The organism is Bacillus sp. FSL L8-0152 (assembly GCF_038006365.1).
In the GTDB taxonomy this organism is placed as follows: Bacteria; Bacillota; Bacilli; order Bacillales; family Bacillaceae_G; genus Bacillus_A; species Bacillus_A cereus.
Genome location: NZ_JBBOVB010000001.1, coordinates 3,113,884 through 3,129,536 on the forward strand (window position 1 = coordinate 3,113,884; position 15,653 = coordinate 3,129,536).

A 15,653-nucleotide genomic window follows, 5' to 3' on the forward strand; every position below is an offset into this window, starting at 1 on the left:
CAAATTCGCCAAAATGAATTTTCAAGATTAGGGAACTATAATGTCGTATTAAAATATATTAAGGGGGGAGAAAAATTGAACAATGAAATGAATTATGGAAGTGATTACAAATTTATTCCAGCAACTTCAATTGAAAGTGGTCACGGCATCGAAGTATTACCTGATTTATTTTGCTACACGATTCAAATCGTCAACATATGTTTTGTTGGGAATCCGCATACCGATGATTTTGTTTTAGTTGACGCTGGAATGCCTAAATGTGCAAATGAAATTATCTCTGTTACTGAGGAGCGATTTGGTACAAATAGCCGTCCAAAAGCAATTATTTTAACTCATGGGCATTTTGATCATGTTGGAGGAATAATTGAACTCATTAAATATTGGGATGTTCCAGTCTATGCCCATCAAATGGAAATACCGTTTTTGACTGGACAACAAAGCTATCCTGAACCAGATCCAACAGTTGAAGGTGGTATGGTAGCGAAAATGTCTCCCCTGTTCCCTAATGAACCGATTGATTTAGGAAATAGCGTAAAAGCACTACCTATCGATGGAACTGTTCCCCATATGCCAAAGTTTAGATGGATTCATACACCAGGGCATACTCCTGGGCATATTTCATTATTCCGAGAGAAAGACCGAACTTTAATTGCTGGGGACGCTTTTGTTACAGTGAAACAGGAGTATCTGTATAAAGTAATAACTCAAGAACAGGAAATAAGCGGTCCGCCTCGTTATTTAACAACAGACTGGAAAGCTGCTAAAGGGTCAGTTATTAAGCTAGAGAAGTTAAAGCCTCTAACCGCTGTTACTGGACATGGGATACCGATGTCAGGTGAATTGCTATCAACAAGCCTCAAAACACTTGTTCAAGAATTTGATAAAATTGCTGTACCTGATTACGGAAAATATGTAGACAAAAAGATACATTAAGTATAAAAATCAAAACGGAAAAAATTATTAAGTTTAATAAAGAAACACTGTACTTAGGCAACGTCTGTATTATAAGAATGGAAATACACCTTGTGAATAAAACTCGTTATTCCGAAAATACTATCTGTAGTATAAGCCTGCTTCTTAACCAGGTTGTACTTCTTACCATTAAAGGTTGATTAAAATGGGTTACGCTATATAGCATAACCCGTTTTTAATGAAATCTTTTATTCTGTATACGTTTAAACAATGGAGGAAAATGATGAAACATATTGTTGCTTTATTAATTAAATACACAGCGATAACTGCAGTATTACTTATCGTACTCAGTATTTTTCAAGGCATTTCCATTCCTAGAGTATTACTCATTTCTCTTTTCTTAACAGGAGCTTCTTATTTAATCGGCGATCTCTTCATTTTACCTAAATACGGAAATATGATTGCTACAATGGCAGATTTTGGCTTAAACTTCTTCGGAATTTGGCTACTAACATCCTTATTTACTAATTTAGATGCTACTCGTAATATTGGACTTTCTTCATTCTTAGCCGCATTAATTATTGGCGGAATAGAGGTTTTCTTCCACATTTATATGAAGAGACTAGTACTGCGTAACGATGATGAATTAAGAAATCACAACCATATTCATCATGACAAATATGCTATGGAAATGTCAGATGAATATATGGATTCTTCTACAATAAATAAATCTAAAGTTGAGGATACATCTAAAAAATAAAAAAGTGGCCAATGCCACTTTTTTATTTTTGTTTATTAAGCTTGATCAGAATTTCTTACATGTAATGGAGGTGGAACTACCCACCCTTTTTTCTTAATTAAACGCAGCAACGTTACACCTGCTTGCGCTTTTTTCATATGAAATTGTCCAAATAGCATCCCTACATCCTCTCGAAGACATTTCCCCATCACTTGACTACATGTCACAAGTCCAGCTGCTAGCCCTGCAGAAACAGCAGCAGCAATTTCAACATCATTAATACGTGCCCCTGGGGGAATGTCTTCGATAGATGCAACTGGTCGTTCTGGAGGAGCAGGCGGTAAAGCTACCCCATTAATCTTTAAAAGAGTTTTTAACTCTTCTACTTCTGAATTCATATCATTTTCAATTAAGCTTTCTAAAAACTTCTTCAAATCTTCGTCACCTGTGTGGTTCATAAATACTTGATGGCTTGCAATTGCACCTTGTGCTGCTAAAAGATAACTCCAAATATCAAATACTTCTCCGTAATGTAACGGTTCATTTTGAGGATTTCCACTTAAAATACCCATTTTTAAATTCCTCCCTTTCGAAAATATCATAATAAATATTGATTTCAATATTGAAATCAAATTTTTAAGTATGCTTTTTCCTGCAAAAGATTTTCTACTATGCATGGAAAACACCTTTCCAACACTGCGTGTTTATTGTTTAGGAAAGTCGTTTACAAATAAAATACTCAAAGATTATGAAAGAAGATTATCAATAATCTTTGAGTGAGAATCTGTTTAATATAAGGTTTTTTATTTTTATGAATACACAAAAGAAATTGATTTACATATTTGCTATATTTTATGCCAATTTACTTAGCGGTTAGCTCTACCACCAAGTTGTTGTTCTGCCATTGCTACTAAACGCTTTGTAATTTCACCACCAACAGATCCGTTTGAACGAGCTGTTGTATCTGCACCAAGTTGTACACCAAACTCTTGTGCAATTTCATATTTCATTTGATCAAGAGCTTGTTCAGCGCCTCGAACTAATAATTCATTACGACTTCCACTATTATTATTTGCCATATCGTTTCACCTCCAATGTTTTTAATATGCTACAAATTATGAAATAATAATTATCCTTTTTATGGGAATTAAATTATGTATAAATATTGAGTTTCTTCTTAAAATAGGGCAAAAGACATAAGAAAGAAGAGCTACTATAACGTACTTTCATAACAACAATATGTATAAATTTCTCTTTACTAAAGATTTCTGTTTTGCCAAGAGATACATATAAATTATGAAAAATAATTTATAAGGAGATATGAGATGAAAGCTGTAACCTATCAAGGACCAAACCAAGTACAAGTTAAACAAGTTGATGATGCGAAGTTAGAGAAAAAAGACGATATTATTGTAAAAATTACTTCAACCGCTATTTGCGGTTCTGATTTACATTTATATCAAGGGAACATGCCTTTACCACAAGGGTACATTATTGGTCATGAACCAATGGGCATTGTTGAAGAAGTTGGTCCAGATGTTACTAAAGTGAAAAAAGGAGATCGTGTTGTCATCCCCTTCAACGTTTCTTGTGGACATTGTTTCTATTGCCAACATGAAATGGAAAGCCAATGTGATAACTCCAATCCTCATTATGATTCTGGTGGATACTTTGGTTATACAGAGAAATTTGGTAACCATCCAGGCGGACAAGCAGAATATTTAAAAGTTCCTTTTGGAAATTTCACTCCATTTGTTATACCGGAATCATGCGAACTTGAAGATGAATCTTTACTGTTTTTATCCGATGTTTTGCCAACAGCCTATTGGAGTGTAATAAACGCAGGTGTTAAGCCAGGTGATACTGTTATCGTCCTAGGTTGTGGACCTGTTGGATTAATGACACAAAAATTTGCTTGGATGCAAGGTGCTAAGCGCGTAATCGCAGTCGATTACTTAGATTATCGTATAAATTATGCAAAAAAGATTAACAATGTTGAGGTATTTGAGTTTACAAAATTCCCCGATATGGGAGAACATTTAAAGGAAATCACACATGGCGGTGCCGATGTAGTCATTGATTGCGTGGGCATGGATGGAAAAAAATCGCCACTAGAATTTCTAGAACAAAAGTTAAAATTACAAGGCGGAACTCTCGGTCCTATTCAAATCGCTACGAAAGCCGTAAGAAAATATGGAACGGTTCAAATGACTGGCGTTTATGGTGGCAATTATAATGCATTTCCACTCGGAGCATTTTGGGTTAGAAATATTAATCTTAAAATGGGACAAGCACCTGTTATTCATTTTATGCCGGAACTATTTGAAAAAATAACAAATAAAGAATTTGATCCAAAAGAGATTATTACACACAAAATCCCCCTTGAAGAAGCAAGCTACGGTTATCAAATTTTTAATAATCGTGAAGATGATTGTATTAAAGTTATTTTAAAACCTTGAAAATTGTTATGTGACTGAACCTTTTATTTTTCTATGCAGTAGACTGCTAAAAATAAACCTACTGCATAGAAAATTATTCTAATCAACCTCAATTACATCACAAAACTTAAACATTCTTTGATTATGAAAAGCATCAGTACAAGTAATCGTCTCCATTAATGGATTAATATCTACTACTGTTATGTAATTTTTATATAAATAACCATCTTTATAATATGTAAGTAAAACCTCTTCCTCACCTAAAAATGAAGTTAATAGCTTATTTTCAATCATTTCTTTTGCATCTTGCGTTACAATTGGACGCGAGGCTTTCGTTTGCTCCTTTATCATTTCTTTAATAACTGCGAACTGCTCCGGCATACTGGCAAACGGTTGCCACTTTACCATACCTCTTCCTTTTAGCATACTAGCATTCTTCACGATTTGTGCCCTCCTAATAATGTGTTTCTATATCTTGCTGTTGCGACGCTTGTGTAAGAAATGCCTCGTAAAATACTGTTCTTACCAAATCGTGTTCGAATTTCGTCCATAACTTTCGTTAATCGTATTTCTTTTTCTCTTTGTATAATGTTATCGAAAAGCGAAATTTGCTCTTCCCCTTCATTAATAAGGTTTGTTAATGAAACACTTACTGATCGAATCGGCTCTCCTGTATGGCGCTCATATAAAAAATATGTACAAACATTATAAATATCCATCGTTAAGTTTGTTGCTCTATTTAACGTATGTGCCTTTTTTATTCCCCCACCGTATTCCTTGCTATATCCAACTGAAAAATGAATTGTTTGCGCGCATTTCTTTTCTCGTCTCAACCTATAACAAACCTCTTCTAATTCAATTACAGCACCTTTTTTTCCATATTCTATCCTTCCCCTACTTTCAGAGGTTTCTACAAATCTAAGTTCTTGATAACCAGATAAACTACTACAGAAATCAAGTAAATTAGAAAATCTTGCACTCTCTTTTTTCAACTTTTCTACACTTTGTCTTCCAAAATCATAAGCATTCAATTAAACCCCTCCATTTATATTATACACTAACAAAAAAGCTAACATTATTTTTAAATGTTAGCTCAATAAATAAGTAATTTACTCTCTCAAAAAACATTTTCAATTTATATAAAATTTGAGAGAATACTGTAATATTAGTCATCCTCTGAATGAGTCTTGATTTGCTGCATCTCTCCATTTTCAAACCACAGCATATAATATTCATTATATCTTCCATTCACATGTCGGTATTTTTCTCTAGCCTTAGGTGTTGCCTCTCTCATAACTCTTACAATCCATACTATAGATTTTTGTTCACTTTCTAAATTCTTTAATAACCTCTCTTTATTAACACATAAGTATGATTGTTCATCAAACCATGGTTCCCCTGATATTCTATAAAAACCAACTTCTTCTAAATTTTCGTTATAGAATTCATATCCATCTCCACCAGTAATATTTAAGAGGTTTCGTATATATTTAGATGGCATAATATAATATACATCACCAAATTCAAGAAAATGAGAAACACACTCCGTTGCTGTGTAATTAAAACAATACTCTTTAAAACTCTTATCTCTAAAAGTGATTACTTTTTTAATAGCATCAGTCTCTTCAATTCCATCTAAAAGCAAAACCTCTTTTGGAGTTATATAACAAGAGTTATCTATTGTAGCATGGGCATCAGAAGTATTATTAAACACACTCCATAAATATGGTTTTTTGTTTAAAAAATCATATTTAAAAATCGAAAGATTCTCCTTATCAATTATTACTGAAGTAATCCACATATTTGTTTCTCCACCAGTTTGATTTGACAAGGAGTGATACTCAAATAATGATAACACTTTATCTGATTCTTTCTCATTTTTTTCACCTTTTAAACAAATCCAGTTTTCCAGTGTAGGCCCTGGCGTATCTTTCATCCATAAATTAATTGCTTCTTCACTAACTACTCCCTCTATCTCTGGTGAAAGATTCTCTGGTAAGTAAAGCTCTGTATGTTTTCTTTTCTCTTTTGGATCAATCTGGGAGATTTCTTGTAATGGACTAGGAAAATCTGAAAGAAGAGTATAATTTTCTATAATAAAAGGTGGTTTATCATAATCTCTAAATAATAAATTATCAGCTAAATATCCTAAAATTTCATTTTTGGCAGTCCAAATGTATTTTTCACAAAAACTCATTACTCCACTTTTTGCACCATGTGTAGCCGCATGGAATTTCTCAAGAATAGCCGAGTCGATACCTATAATACGTTCTTCATCATCTGAAGAAATATATGTTGAAAATATATCTTTCGTCCAGCCTTGCTTCATTAGATAATTATAAGCAGCACAAAGTATAAATTGATCAGAAGTAAGGTTTTGAACATCATAATTCTCCATATATCGATTCAATAACTTTTCAGCTTTAATATTATATATCAAATTAAAAGTTTCTTTGCTTTCAACTATTCCCACATCATTTTTCTCTTCGATGTTGGTACTACTATCCGAATCAGTATAGTCTACTAAAGAACTAATTCTCACCCAAAAATTTTGTTGATCCTCATAATAATCAACAAGTTTATTCAATTTAATTTTGATTTCTTCTTCCAAATCCTCTACTTTTAATAGTAATTTAACTTCATCCAATTCGAAATATTCCGCCAATCCAGCTATTTCATCCTTTTCGCTCTCAGAATATACTTTTTCTGGATAAAAGAAGTTCGAATTAATTGGATCAATTAATACATACCTTGATAAATCATAATCAATTGTTCCATATCCTCCCATTCTTGATCCGGTTCTTGCAGTAATATCTATTGGTATATCCATATTATTAAAGTAAGGTGGACGACATCTTTCAATGGTTGCCTCATTAATATATCCTTTTCTATATCCACTTTCCAATATAGAACGAGTATAGTACCTAATCGCAATATTGTTTGTGAGGCATGTATTAGCATCAGGGTAAACAAATTGTATTATCCAATCACAAAATAATTTAGCAAGTTCTTCATTCGTTTGATTTGCAAGAACACTTCCAGCTGCAATTGAATAAATATCTTCTTTCATTTGCATATCATTAGTTTCGATTACTAATTGAAACAGCTTAAAGAATTCTAACGGCTGACTAACCGCCCATTCCCCTAACGTTGCTCTATAACTTACTCTTTCTGAATTATTTACAGTTGTTAATAACCATGCATAAATTAATGGTAAACCATCGAAAGAATCATCGGCTTTTAATTTAAAAGTTTCATGGTCTAACTGAATAAAACTACTAGAAACCCACTTTTCATTAATACCATACACTATGTTACTTGGAACGGACCAAATTATATCTCTTTCAGCAGGTAGGCTGAACTCCATCATATAATCATGTAACATCTTACTACCAAGTGGATGCCCTTTAACCCGAGATACTACTTTAATTAAAGAATCAACAATTTTCTTTAAATGTTCAGCATCTGTTCGCATTACTTCAGCGATATGTTCTTTATATTTTTCAGCTGCAGTAATAGAAACATTAGCTAAAGTAAAACATGTTAAAGACAAACTTTTCGAATCTGAAAAAGCTTGTTTTATACAACTATTTTTTGATAGAAGATATGAATGTTCTTCCATTAACAAAATTGCAAGCATCATTATTACACCATTTTGTTTCAAGAATTGCTCAGGTATTTTCATGCCATCATAATTATGTCCACTTTCATATAATCTAAGTGCAAAAATATAATCAAATATGGGTTGCATACCAATCGAAAATATCCTTTTTGAATCACCGAAGAAGGATTCTGAATATTCCTCAAAACTTTGAAGTAATCCATAGTTCTCTAAGTACTGTATCAATGAACTTACTATTTCCTGACTATTAATCATAGGGATTGAATCGATTAATACTTTTTCAATTTCAGGAAGAGGTATTCGTTCCTTTTCAATAAATAAACTTGAGATTGCTATTAGGCTTTTTTTAATTATTTGACTATTCATTCCAACTTTTAAATCGTGAGTTTTAATAAATTCTTCTTCAAGTATTTTTATTTTTTCTTTTAATAGGTTTGTTATAGTCATAGCTGTACTATCTATATTACTCACATTTTGATTCTTATAATTCTCACAAAACAGTCTTAAACTTAATGGTGACTTTAAGCTCCATTTAATCCAATTTGAACTACCTACCTCTACACCAAAGTGATTAATATAAATTGAGAAAAGTTGATTTACTGGCACATCTCCGGTTGATTGAAGTCTAAAAATATTTTCCAGCAGATTATCTGCATGTGATATAGATTCAAAAACATATGGTCTACTTGTAACACAAAACTTTATTCTTGAATACACTTCTGTTATACTGCTAGCTTCACGAAGTTTTTCTATCCATTTATCATATGGCCTAGACTCATCTAAACCTTCTATAAAAATAATCACTTTAGGTACTAATTTAAATTCATTACAAATATTTTTATATAATTCTATTGTTTCATTTCTATAAGATAAAGATTCAAGCCCTCTCCAAATCTCTACTTCTCCCCAGTTACTAGAGAGACCTAAGACATTTGTCATAATATCTTTCCAACTACTAGAAGGATTTATATCCTTAGCTCTAATTAAAATAGGTATATGAAAGTTTCCTTCAAAGATATCCTCAATGGCACCTGCAATCCCGTGAGTTTTACCCACTCCAGGATTACCAACAATTACAAAAAGATTTTGATTTAGAGTGAATTCCATTTCAGATAAAATTGAATGAAAATCATGTAATTCGAATTCAGTTATATGTTTTTTTATTTCTCTAATATGAAAATAACGCTTATCATTAGAAATATTTCTTTCATCTAATATTGAGTAAACTAAATCTATGTCAATTAAAAAATCATGATAACTAAGTAATGTTTCATTTAGTTTCTCTTCTACTAGAATTTCAATTAATTGGGCAACCTTACCCTCTATGTCTTCAAACTTATTTTTTATTTGAGCTAGATTATCAAAATCTGACCCATCTACTTTCCTAAATTCAATAAATTCTACATAATCATCTATCGAACGTTTAATACAATTACATAATTCTTTTATATTTTTTAATTGAACAAATATATTTTTTCTAGTTTCTGAGGTACCTAAGTATTGTAATACCTGATTGTTAATAGCCCCCTCTTGATGAAGGTTAGGTATATACTTTTGAGAAAGCCATCCACTTTTCTGGCGGTTATAAGAATATTTCAGATTCTCATAACTTATTTCAGATTTCTCAAACCAATATCTATATATCCCACTAGCTTCATGCTGTTGAAGTTGAGATAATATCTCTGTTTCATCCCACAATATTATTTCTAACGATGGATATTCTTTTTGAATTACTTTTTTCAATGTATCCCATCTAGTCGATTCGGTATTAGTAACAACCTTGCCTTCTCTTCCTTTTTTTATTGAGTTTAAATCTCTAGGGACACATACAATATATCGGATTAAATTTGGTCGAACTTCAATTGCAGTTTTAATAGACTTTTTTATTTGAGTCATTTGACCATCCATTATACTAGAACGAAACCATTTAGCTTGTACACCAATTATTGAATTGTCCTTTAAAGTAGCGAACGCTTCCACTCCGCCGTCACCGCCACTTCCGTTAACCACAGTAACCGAATTTACAGAATCTTTATATTCTCTCTTACACCAAAGTTCGAATAATTGATTACACATAGTTTCAAAAGCTTGTGTCGGGGCATCATTATAAGTTTGAAAATGTTCCCAATTCACTTTTCTCACCACTTTCGTATGTTTCATTTCATATAGGATTCCCATGAACTTATTTAATAAAACTCTACTCAACATCTAATATTTTTATGTACTGATAAAATAATTCTGTTATCAACCAGTTCATATACAATAAAATCCCTACATTTTATTGTATATGAACTGGTAAATAAAAGCATCTTATAATGCCCTGTAATTAACAGTCTTTTTTATTATCCTTGCCTTTAAAGCTACATATGAAATGCATTTTTAAAGACCTTAGAAAGAAATATACTTAGATGTACAAATCTCGCTCGCCCCTTTACATATTAGTGTACATAAACATTGTACACTCCATAATTAATTACTAGATGTTGCTAATCTGTACTTTTTATTTATGTACAGATTAATTTTTAGTAGTCTCAAAGCAACTTTACTCAAAAAATAAATTAGGCCCTATACCAATCGTACTTTCAATTCGTGGTAGGATCTGTTGTATTGATCTGGTTAAAATAGAACGCCAACTGTTTGGACCTAAAACATCTGGAAAAAAATTAAGAATACGATTAATTAAAATCTCTAATAATTCATCCCTCTGATAATCTTTATAGTTCCCAACTCTTATGATTTTGCGCAGTAACTCTTTAAGGGTTTCTTTGAAATTTGCAACTACTTTTTCGCGAGTGTCAGAAGAGATTTCAACTACAAATACCCCGTCTACTTTTCCAGAAGACCAACCAGGAAGAATTTGAATGCTATACTGAACGACAATACGGTAATTTTTCAATAAAGCATCTAAAGCTTCTCCAGCATATTGGGCTATGTACGGGGCAGCAACATCTATGATAGTTTGTTTTAATTCAGGAATAATGTTCTCCCATACTCTCCAATGACTTGTTGGTATACCTAAATGTGCTGCTGCGTTCTGTAAAGCGTACATTTCATGTGGCCATAACATAAACGACTCTATACCCTTATACATCTTTCTGTTTATTAATTTATCGTCACTAAAAATATTTTTATAATAATCATCATCTTGTTCATACGATTCACCTTCAATATATATCGAGTGAGTTCGCCATTGGAAAAGTATCAAGTACTCAATCCACTTTGTAATTAAATCCCAAGCTAATTCACGAACCTCTTGACTTGAATTTGGACAAGAATAGTAATAGTATGCCGCTGCTACAATTGTACCAAAACTATCTTTTGATAGTGGACTCATTCTTTGTTTTATATCATCCCATATCTATAGTAATCAATAACTTCAGGATGCCGAATTGGGTGTTTATGTCCAAAGTTATCTTTGTTTCCCCAACCTTCTTTGAGTAAAGTAGTTAATAACTCTTTTAGCTTTTCGTTTGCATAATTTTTATCCCATTCATCTTGTATATAATTACTAGTCGAAATAGCTATTGCAGCAATTGCTGTATATAATGTTGCTTCCCCACGTGCATCAGGTTGTACTATAGCATCAGATGTCTCTTTTTTTGATGCACGATATAACCATATTGATCACGAAATCCTTCATTTTCTGTAAACTCTCTAAGTAACCTTTCAAGTTCCTTTTGACGATTCAATGCTACTCCCTCCTAAAATTCTAGATTTAAAAGTAAATGTGATTAAATATTTATGAAATACAATAGCTCATGTTATAGATTCTCAATAAGAATCTGTTTTATTCGTTTTGTTTAGGTGTAATTTTAGTGCATATGTGAATTTACTAAAAAAACGCTATTCTTTCTAAACAAGCTAGATTAGAAAGAATAGCGTTTTTTACATTTAGGAATAGTGAAGATTTTTAAGTTGATGGGCATGGGTACCGTCAGAATTTCAAAAAACAAAGTTAAAGATTTTTTCTATAAAAAAGCCGTTATATTAAGAATAAAACGGCACTTCTATACGTAAAAGACGTAATTTCATTTGTTCAGTTTCATGCAATCCTTCAAATTTGTTTTCTCCAAGAAAATTGATATGTTCTATCCTAAATTAAATCTTCTCTAAATCGTTGTTTAAGGAGGATGGAAATAGCCAAGGAAAAAGTGATTGTCTACGTTCAATGCTTCAAGAAGTATTGTCATCGTTAACGTTAATAATTATGTAGGCGCACCCTCTTTGGATTGTATTCATTTAAACGTCTATTATATATCTATGTTTCGATAAGTATTATCATAAAAGAATGCATTTGGGTTAATCTTCTTTCAAAATGTATTCCTTTTATTTGCTGTAAAATGCGTGTTTAAGTGATATTTCGACTAAATTACAATCATGAGTGGCTCAAAAAAAGAGGAATCTTTTCCGTGCTCCTTTATAGTTTTTTGCAACAGAAACAATAAAAGCATGCCTCATCTCGATGAGCATACTTTCATTGTTAACTACTTTCTTTATGGAGTAGAATTGGCTTGCTGCAGCCTGTCTGGCACACTAAGATCCAGTAAGCCATTACCTTCTAAGCTGGCTGGATAACCTAGCGGGACGGTCCGTCTAATTAACTGGGCATAAAGTTCCGTTTCAGTTAAATTTCGCTCAAATACCTTTCTGCACAGGGGAATGAGTAGAGCCAAAGCTCCCGTTACGTGGGGTGCCGCCATAGAGGTCCCTTCCAACTCACCGTACTTACCACCGGGTAGAGTTGATAATATTTTTACACCTGGTGCAACCAAATCGACTTCGCTGTTAGAGTTTGTGAAGTAAGGGGATTTTAAATCAGGACCGATAGCCCCTACCGAAATGCTCTCATTAAAAGCCGCTGGAAAATCATATTCAATGGTCTTATGATCCAGATCTCCTCGGTTACCAGCCGCGCATACTACGAGGATCCCTCGCTCTACTGCCTCCCGGATCACTTGATGTAAAACAGGGTCTTCCTTCGGACTTCCAACGGACATCGAGATAATGTTGACCCGTTGGTCTATGGCATAGCGGATTGCATCTATTATCCATTCTGTTTTTCCGTTGGTTTTTCCGGTTTCCTTATCAACACGCAAAGCCTTAAGAATGAGTAACTTTGCTTCAGGTGCAACGCCTTGGATTTTTCCGTTGGCTGCAAGGATTCCTGCAACGTGAGTCCCATGAACTTCATCGTCTGAGAAATTAGATCCATCACCTTGATAAGCATCCGTAAAATTCTTGCCTCCGATAATCGCACTCTTAAGGTCCGGGTGTTCCCTATCAACACCTGTATCGATTACCGCTATCTTTATGCCCTTCCCCCTTTCTGCAAAATCCCAAATCGTATTTGCTTGAATTCGTATGACACCATCCGGTATAGGTTCTGGAGCGATGTCCCGAGAAACTTGTCGATACGGGAGTAAATAGGTATGATGCTCCATGTTCATTCTTCTATAGCTCCAGTATCGATGCTAGATGCGGGCGTCCCTGGTGTTTCCTCCACGGTATGAAAGGTTACTAGGAATGTTTCCTCATCACCCACTTGTTCGCGATCGGCCATCAACTCTCGTCCGCCTCCCTCCACGGCGCCTACAAATTGTTTGTTCGCTGCCTGTAAAGCTGCTTTGTCCTGATCTAACCGGACGAATTCAAAAATCTCGGCAGGAGTAATTTGCTTCCTATTAACGATCAGCAAACCCTGTCTGTTAATTCCTATTAACTGACCATTATGAGCGCGCAAAGCAATTCGCGACAACCCTAAATCTATACATTCAAATATACCATCATTACCTGGTTCCTGAGAATGTGCCACTAACGCTTGACCACCACTATTGTCCACAGAGACATATTGCTCTTTGTGCGTCTTCAAAGTTATTAAGGAAGTAGCACGGGGATAGAATATCGCAGCATGCATCTTGTCCATTTCAGATAATGTATTGCTTAGCGGTACTTCATAATCTCCGACAGTAAGTTCATTTTCGATACTATACATCATAATTGACTTGGTATCGAAATCAGAGAAATGGGTATCCGCTATGTTGTATTTATTAAACACGTTGAAATCGACTTCTTCCTTTGTCCAATTGTTGGGAGGACCCATAAAATACTCGTATACTTTTGGCTTATCCCAAGGGATATCCGCTTCTGGCGACATATGCTCATGAAGAAACCCAAGAGCATGACCAAACTCATGAAGCACGACGCGCCGAATTTCGTCTTCTTTCGAGCGATCATTCAGCCAGCCATAATTCATTGTTGGTTCATTCTTAGGGAAGAACCTCTCGTCCAGACATGTTGTACCAAGCGCCGACCAAGAACCATTACCTTGTACGAAGGCAATTCGTATTTCTGCTTCTGGATCTTCAGTAAACTCTAATTTTAAATTAACATATTGTTCCCATTCAAGAGCAACTTGCTTTACTTTACTTCGGAGGAAAGAAGAACCTTCTAGAAAGCGAACTCGTATAGTTTGTCCATTTTCCCACAATACACTATGAGGAACAGCTAATTGTGGACTGACATTGAATTCGGTTTCTTGCTGCCCAGGACTCTCTTTTAATAGATCTAACGGCGCTTTGAAAGTACATACTTTTAATGAAACGTTCACATAAATCATCTCCCATTTATAAGTATTTATTATCTATCTTCTTCTCATTCCCGTTTATTATATATATTATTCTTCAAAGTTAGATATCAATATGGTGAATAATAGTTTTTGGTTTAGGAAGCCTCAATGGAGGAGCTTCCTCCAATTTACGCCAGAAGAAACACTGCCGGATGGATGTACTGTATTTCCCTTGGTAAAGTTCATAATCTGCGTCTATCATGTGATTGACGACTGTACGAAAGGAAAATGCCTGTGGCGTCGTTTTGTCCCATGCTGTTGCCATTAATCTTCCAAACATGTCTCTTGCATTCAGTAGCGCCTCTTTGAACAACGTTTTTTGAGTAAGATAGAGCTGCTCAAACTCTGCCTGAATAACTGGAACCTTCTCTGGAGGTGCATGAAAAGCGTCCTGTCCCAGGGTTGCAGGAATAACCTCGCGCTCAATTAATAGATTCTGGTACATATCCACCAAAATATCGAAGGCTCCCCCTGTAAACGGCAGCGAAAATAAATGTGCATTGTCTCCAGCTAGCATTGGATCAAATTTTATATCGTTGAAGGCAATACGTATCTGATCAGAATGGCTTAATTCTGCTACACGGGAAATTTCATTAACCGAGAATAGGTTTCCCTTGCTTGATTCAAGCACCTTTTCAACAACAGAGTCAAAATGTAACACCGAAACAATAGCAACCAAATCACCAAAAGATTCATGATGGGCTTTAAATTGTAAATTGCTCGACTGTTGTACTTCCCCAATAATTTCATTTTTGATTTGGTGTCCTATCTCGTGGGCGATTACATCAAAATTGCTACTATAGTAGTGTTTACCATTTCTACCTCCTTCCAGTAATTTATAACCAAATTCGATGTATCCGTCGCCACTGTAAGCGTTATCTTGAAGATTCAAACGGGGTATTAATTCTAGCTTTTGGTAACGGCTGCGAAACGACCAGGAAATTCTCCGACCAAAGTAATTTTCCCAAATTTCCATGACTCGTCGGGCCGAGGCGTATAACATTGCTGCGAAAAATCCTGGCTCATCAGGCATTAAATAATCAAAGTGCCCGTCCGGTCCGGGAGGAACCGGCACGGGATCATCTTCTTTTCTTTGATAGGGCGGAACATAATCTAAACCATATGGAATTTTTCGTGGAGCATCTACTACATAGAAACGATTATCTTCTGGTCCAGCTTGAATTTCCCCTGGGTGAGATGCCAGATAAACTATCTCGGGTTGCTCAAACCCAGCTAAATTCCGATTTTGTGGAAAAATGAGAAAACGGGTTCCATCGGTTCGTATTTCTTTATCCAGTGACTGAGACATCGCAATTT

General features: G+C 34.4%; 11 protein-coding genes and 1 pseudogene. 3 read left to right on the forward strand and 9 right to left on the reverse strand.

Annotated elements, in window-relative coordinates; genetic code table 11:
• Window positions 1–75: 75 nt before the first annotated feature.
• Together MHH27_RS15720 and MHH27_RS15725 are read left to right on the forward strand one after the other, a co-directional pair.
• Window positions 76–933 carry an MBL fold metallo-hydrolase gene (locus tag MHH27_RS15720; RefSeq protein ID WP_098566921.1) on the forward strand — a complete coding sequence of 286 codons (858 nt, stop codon included), beginning with the start codon at window positions 76–78 and terminating at the stop codon, window positions 931–933.
• A 262-nt stretch (window positions 934–1,195) separates the two neighbouring features.
• Window positions 1,196–1,672 carry a YndM family protein gene (locus tag MHH27_RS15725; RefSeq protein WP_141534625.1) on the forward strand — a complete coding sequence of 159 codons (477 nt, stop codon included), beginning with the start codon at window positions 1,196–1,198 and terminating at the stop codon, window positions 1,670–1,672.
• Between the two features lie 35 nt (window positions 1,673–1,707).
• Here MHH27_RS15725 and MHH27_RS15730 read toward each other — a convergent pair whose 3' ends face one another.
• The gene (locus tag MHH27_RS15730; RefSeq protein WP_098566920.1) at window positions 1,708–2,223 is read right to left on the reverse strand and encodes a DUF3231 family protein; all 516 of its coding nucleotides are present in this window, start codon (window positions 2,221–2,223) and stop codon (window positions 1,708–1,710) included.
• A gap of 294 nt (window positions 2,224–2,517) precedes the next feature.
• On the reverse strand, window positions 2,518–2,730 hold the full coding sequence (gene sasP, locus MHH27_RS15735) for a small acid-soluble spore protein, SasP family (RefSeq protein ID WP_000002841.1): 213 nt from the start codon (window positions 2,728–2,730) through the stop codon (window positions 2,518–2,520).
• Window positions 2,731–2,976: 246 nt separating this feature from the next.
• On the opposite strand from sasP, the gene MHH27_RS15740 reads away from it, so the two are divergent.
• Window positions 2,977–4,110: a zinc-dependent alcohol dehydrogenase gene (locus tag MHH27_RS15740; RefSeq protein WP_000649083.1), complete on the forward strand. Its 1,134-nt coding sequence runs from the start codon at window positions 2,977–2,979 to the stop codon at window positions 4,108–4,110.
• Window positions 4,111–4,188: 78 nt separating this feature from the next.
• On the opposite strand, the gene MHH27_RS15745 is transcribed toward MHH27_RS15740, so the two are convergent.
• The 7 genes and pseudogenes from MHH27_RS15745 to MHH27_RS15775 form a co-directional block, all read right to left on the reverse strand.
• Complete coding sequence (locus MHH27_RS15745; protein WP_016512621.1) at window positions 4,189–4,530, reverse strand: YolD-like family protein; 342 nt, start codon at window positions 4,528–4,530, stop codon at window positions 4,189–4,191.
• Window positions 4,527–4,943, reverse strand: a pseudogene (locus tag MHH27_RS15750) (DinB/UmuC family translesion DNA polymerase); the annotation flags it as partial. The gene MHH27_RS15745 and the pseudogene MHH27_RS15750, both read right to left, overlap by 4 nt.
• A gap of 311 nt (window positions 4,944–5,254) precedes the next feature.
• A complete protein-coding gene (locus tag MHH27_RS15755; protein ID WP_340943238.1) occupies window positions 5,255–9,871 on the reverse strand; it encodes a hypothetical protein in 4,617 nt (1,538 codons plus the stop codon).
• A gap of 382 nt (window positions 9,872–10,253) precedes the next feature.
• On the reverse strand, window positions 10,254–11,045 hold the full coding sequence (locus tag MHH27_RS15760; protein ID WP_340943240.1) for a hypothetical protein: 792 nt from the start codon (window positions 11,043–11,045) through the stop codon (window positions 10,254–10,256).
• Between the two features lie 1,159 nt (window positions 11,046–12,204).
• Window positions 12,205–13,152: a S8 family peptidase gene (locus MHH27_RS15765; protein ID WP_445688704.1), complete on the reverse strand. Its 948-nt coding sequence runs from the start codon at window positions 13,150–13,152 to the stop codon at window positions 12,205–12,207.
• 2 nt (window positions 13,153–13,154) lie between these two features.
• Window positions 13,155–14,327 (reverse strand): M12 family metallopeptidase, encoded by a 1,173-nt coding sequence (locus MHH27_RS15770; RefSeq protein ID WP_340943244.1) that lies wholly within the window; start codon window positions 14,325–14,327, stop codon window positions 13,155–13,157.
• Between the two features lie 70 nt (window positions 14,328–14,397).
• Window positions 14,398–15,645, reverse strand: a complete 1,248-nt coding sequence (locus MHH27_RS15775) for a hypothetical protein (protein ID WP_340943246.1) — start codon at window positions 15,643–15,645, stop codon at window positions 14,398–14,400.
• Window positions 15,646–15,653 lie beyond the last annotated feature (8 nt).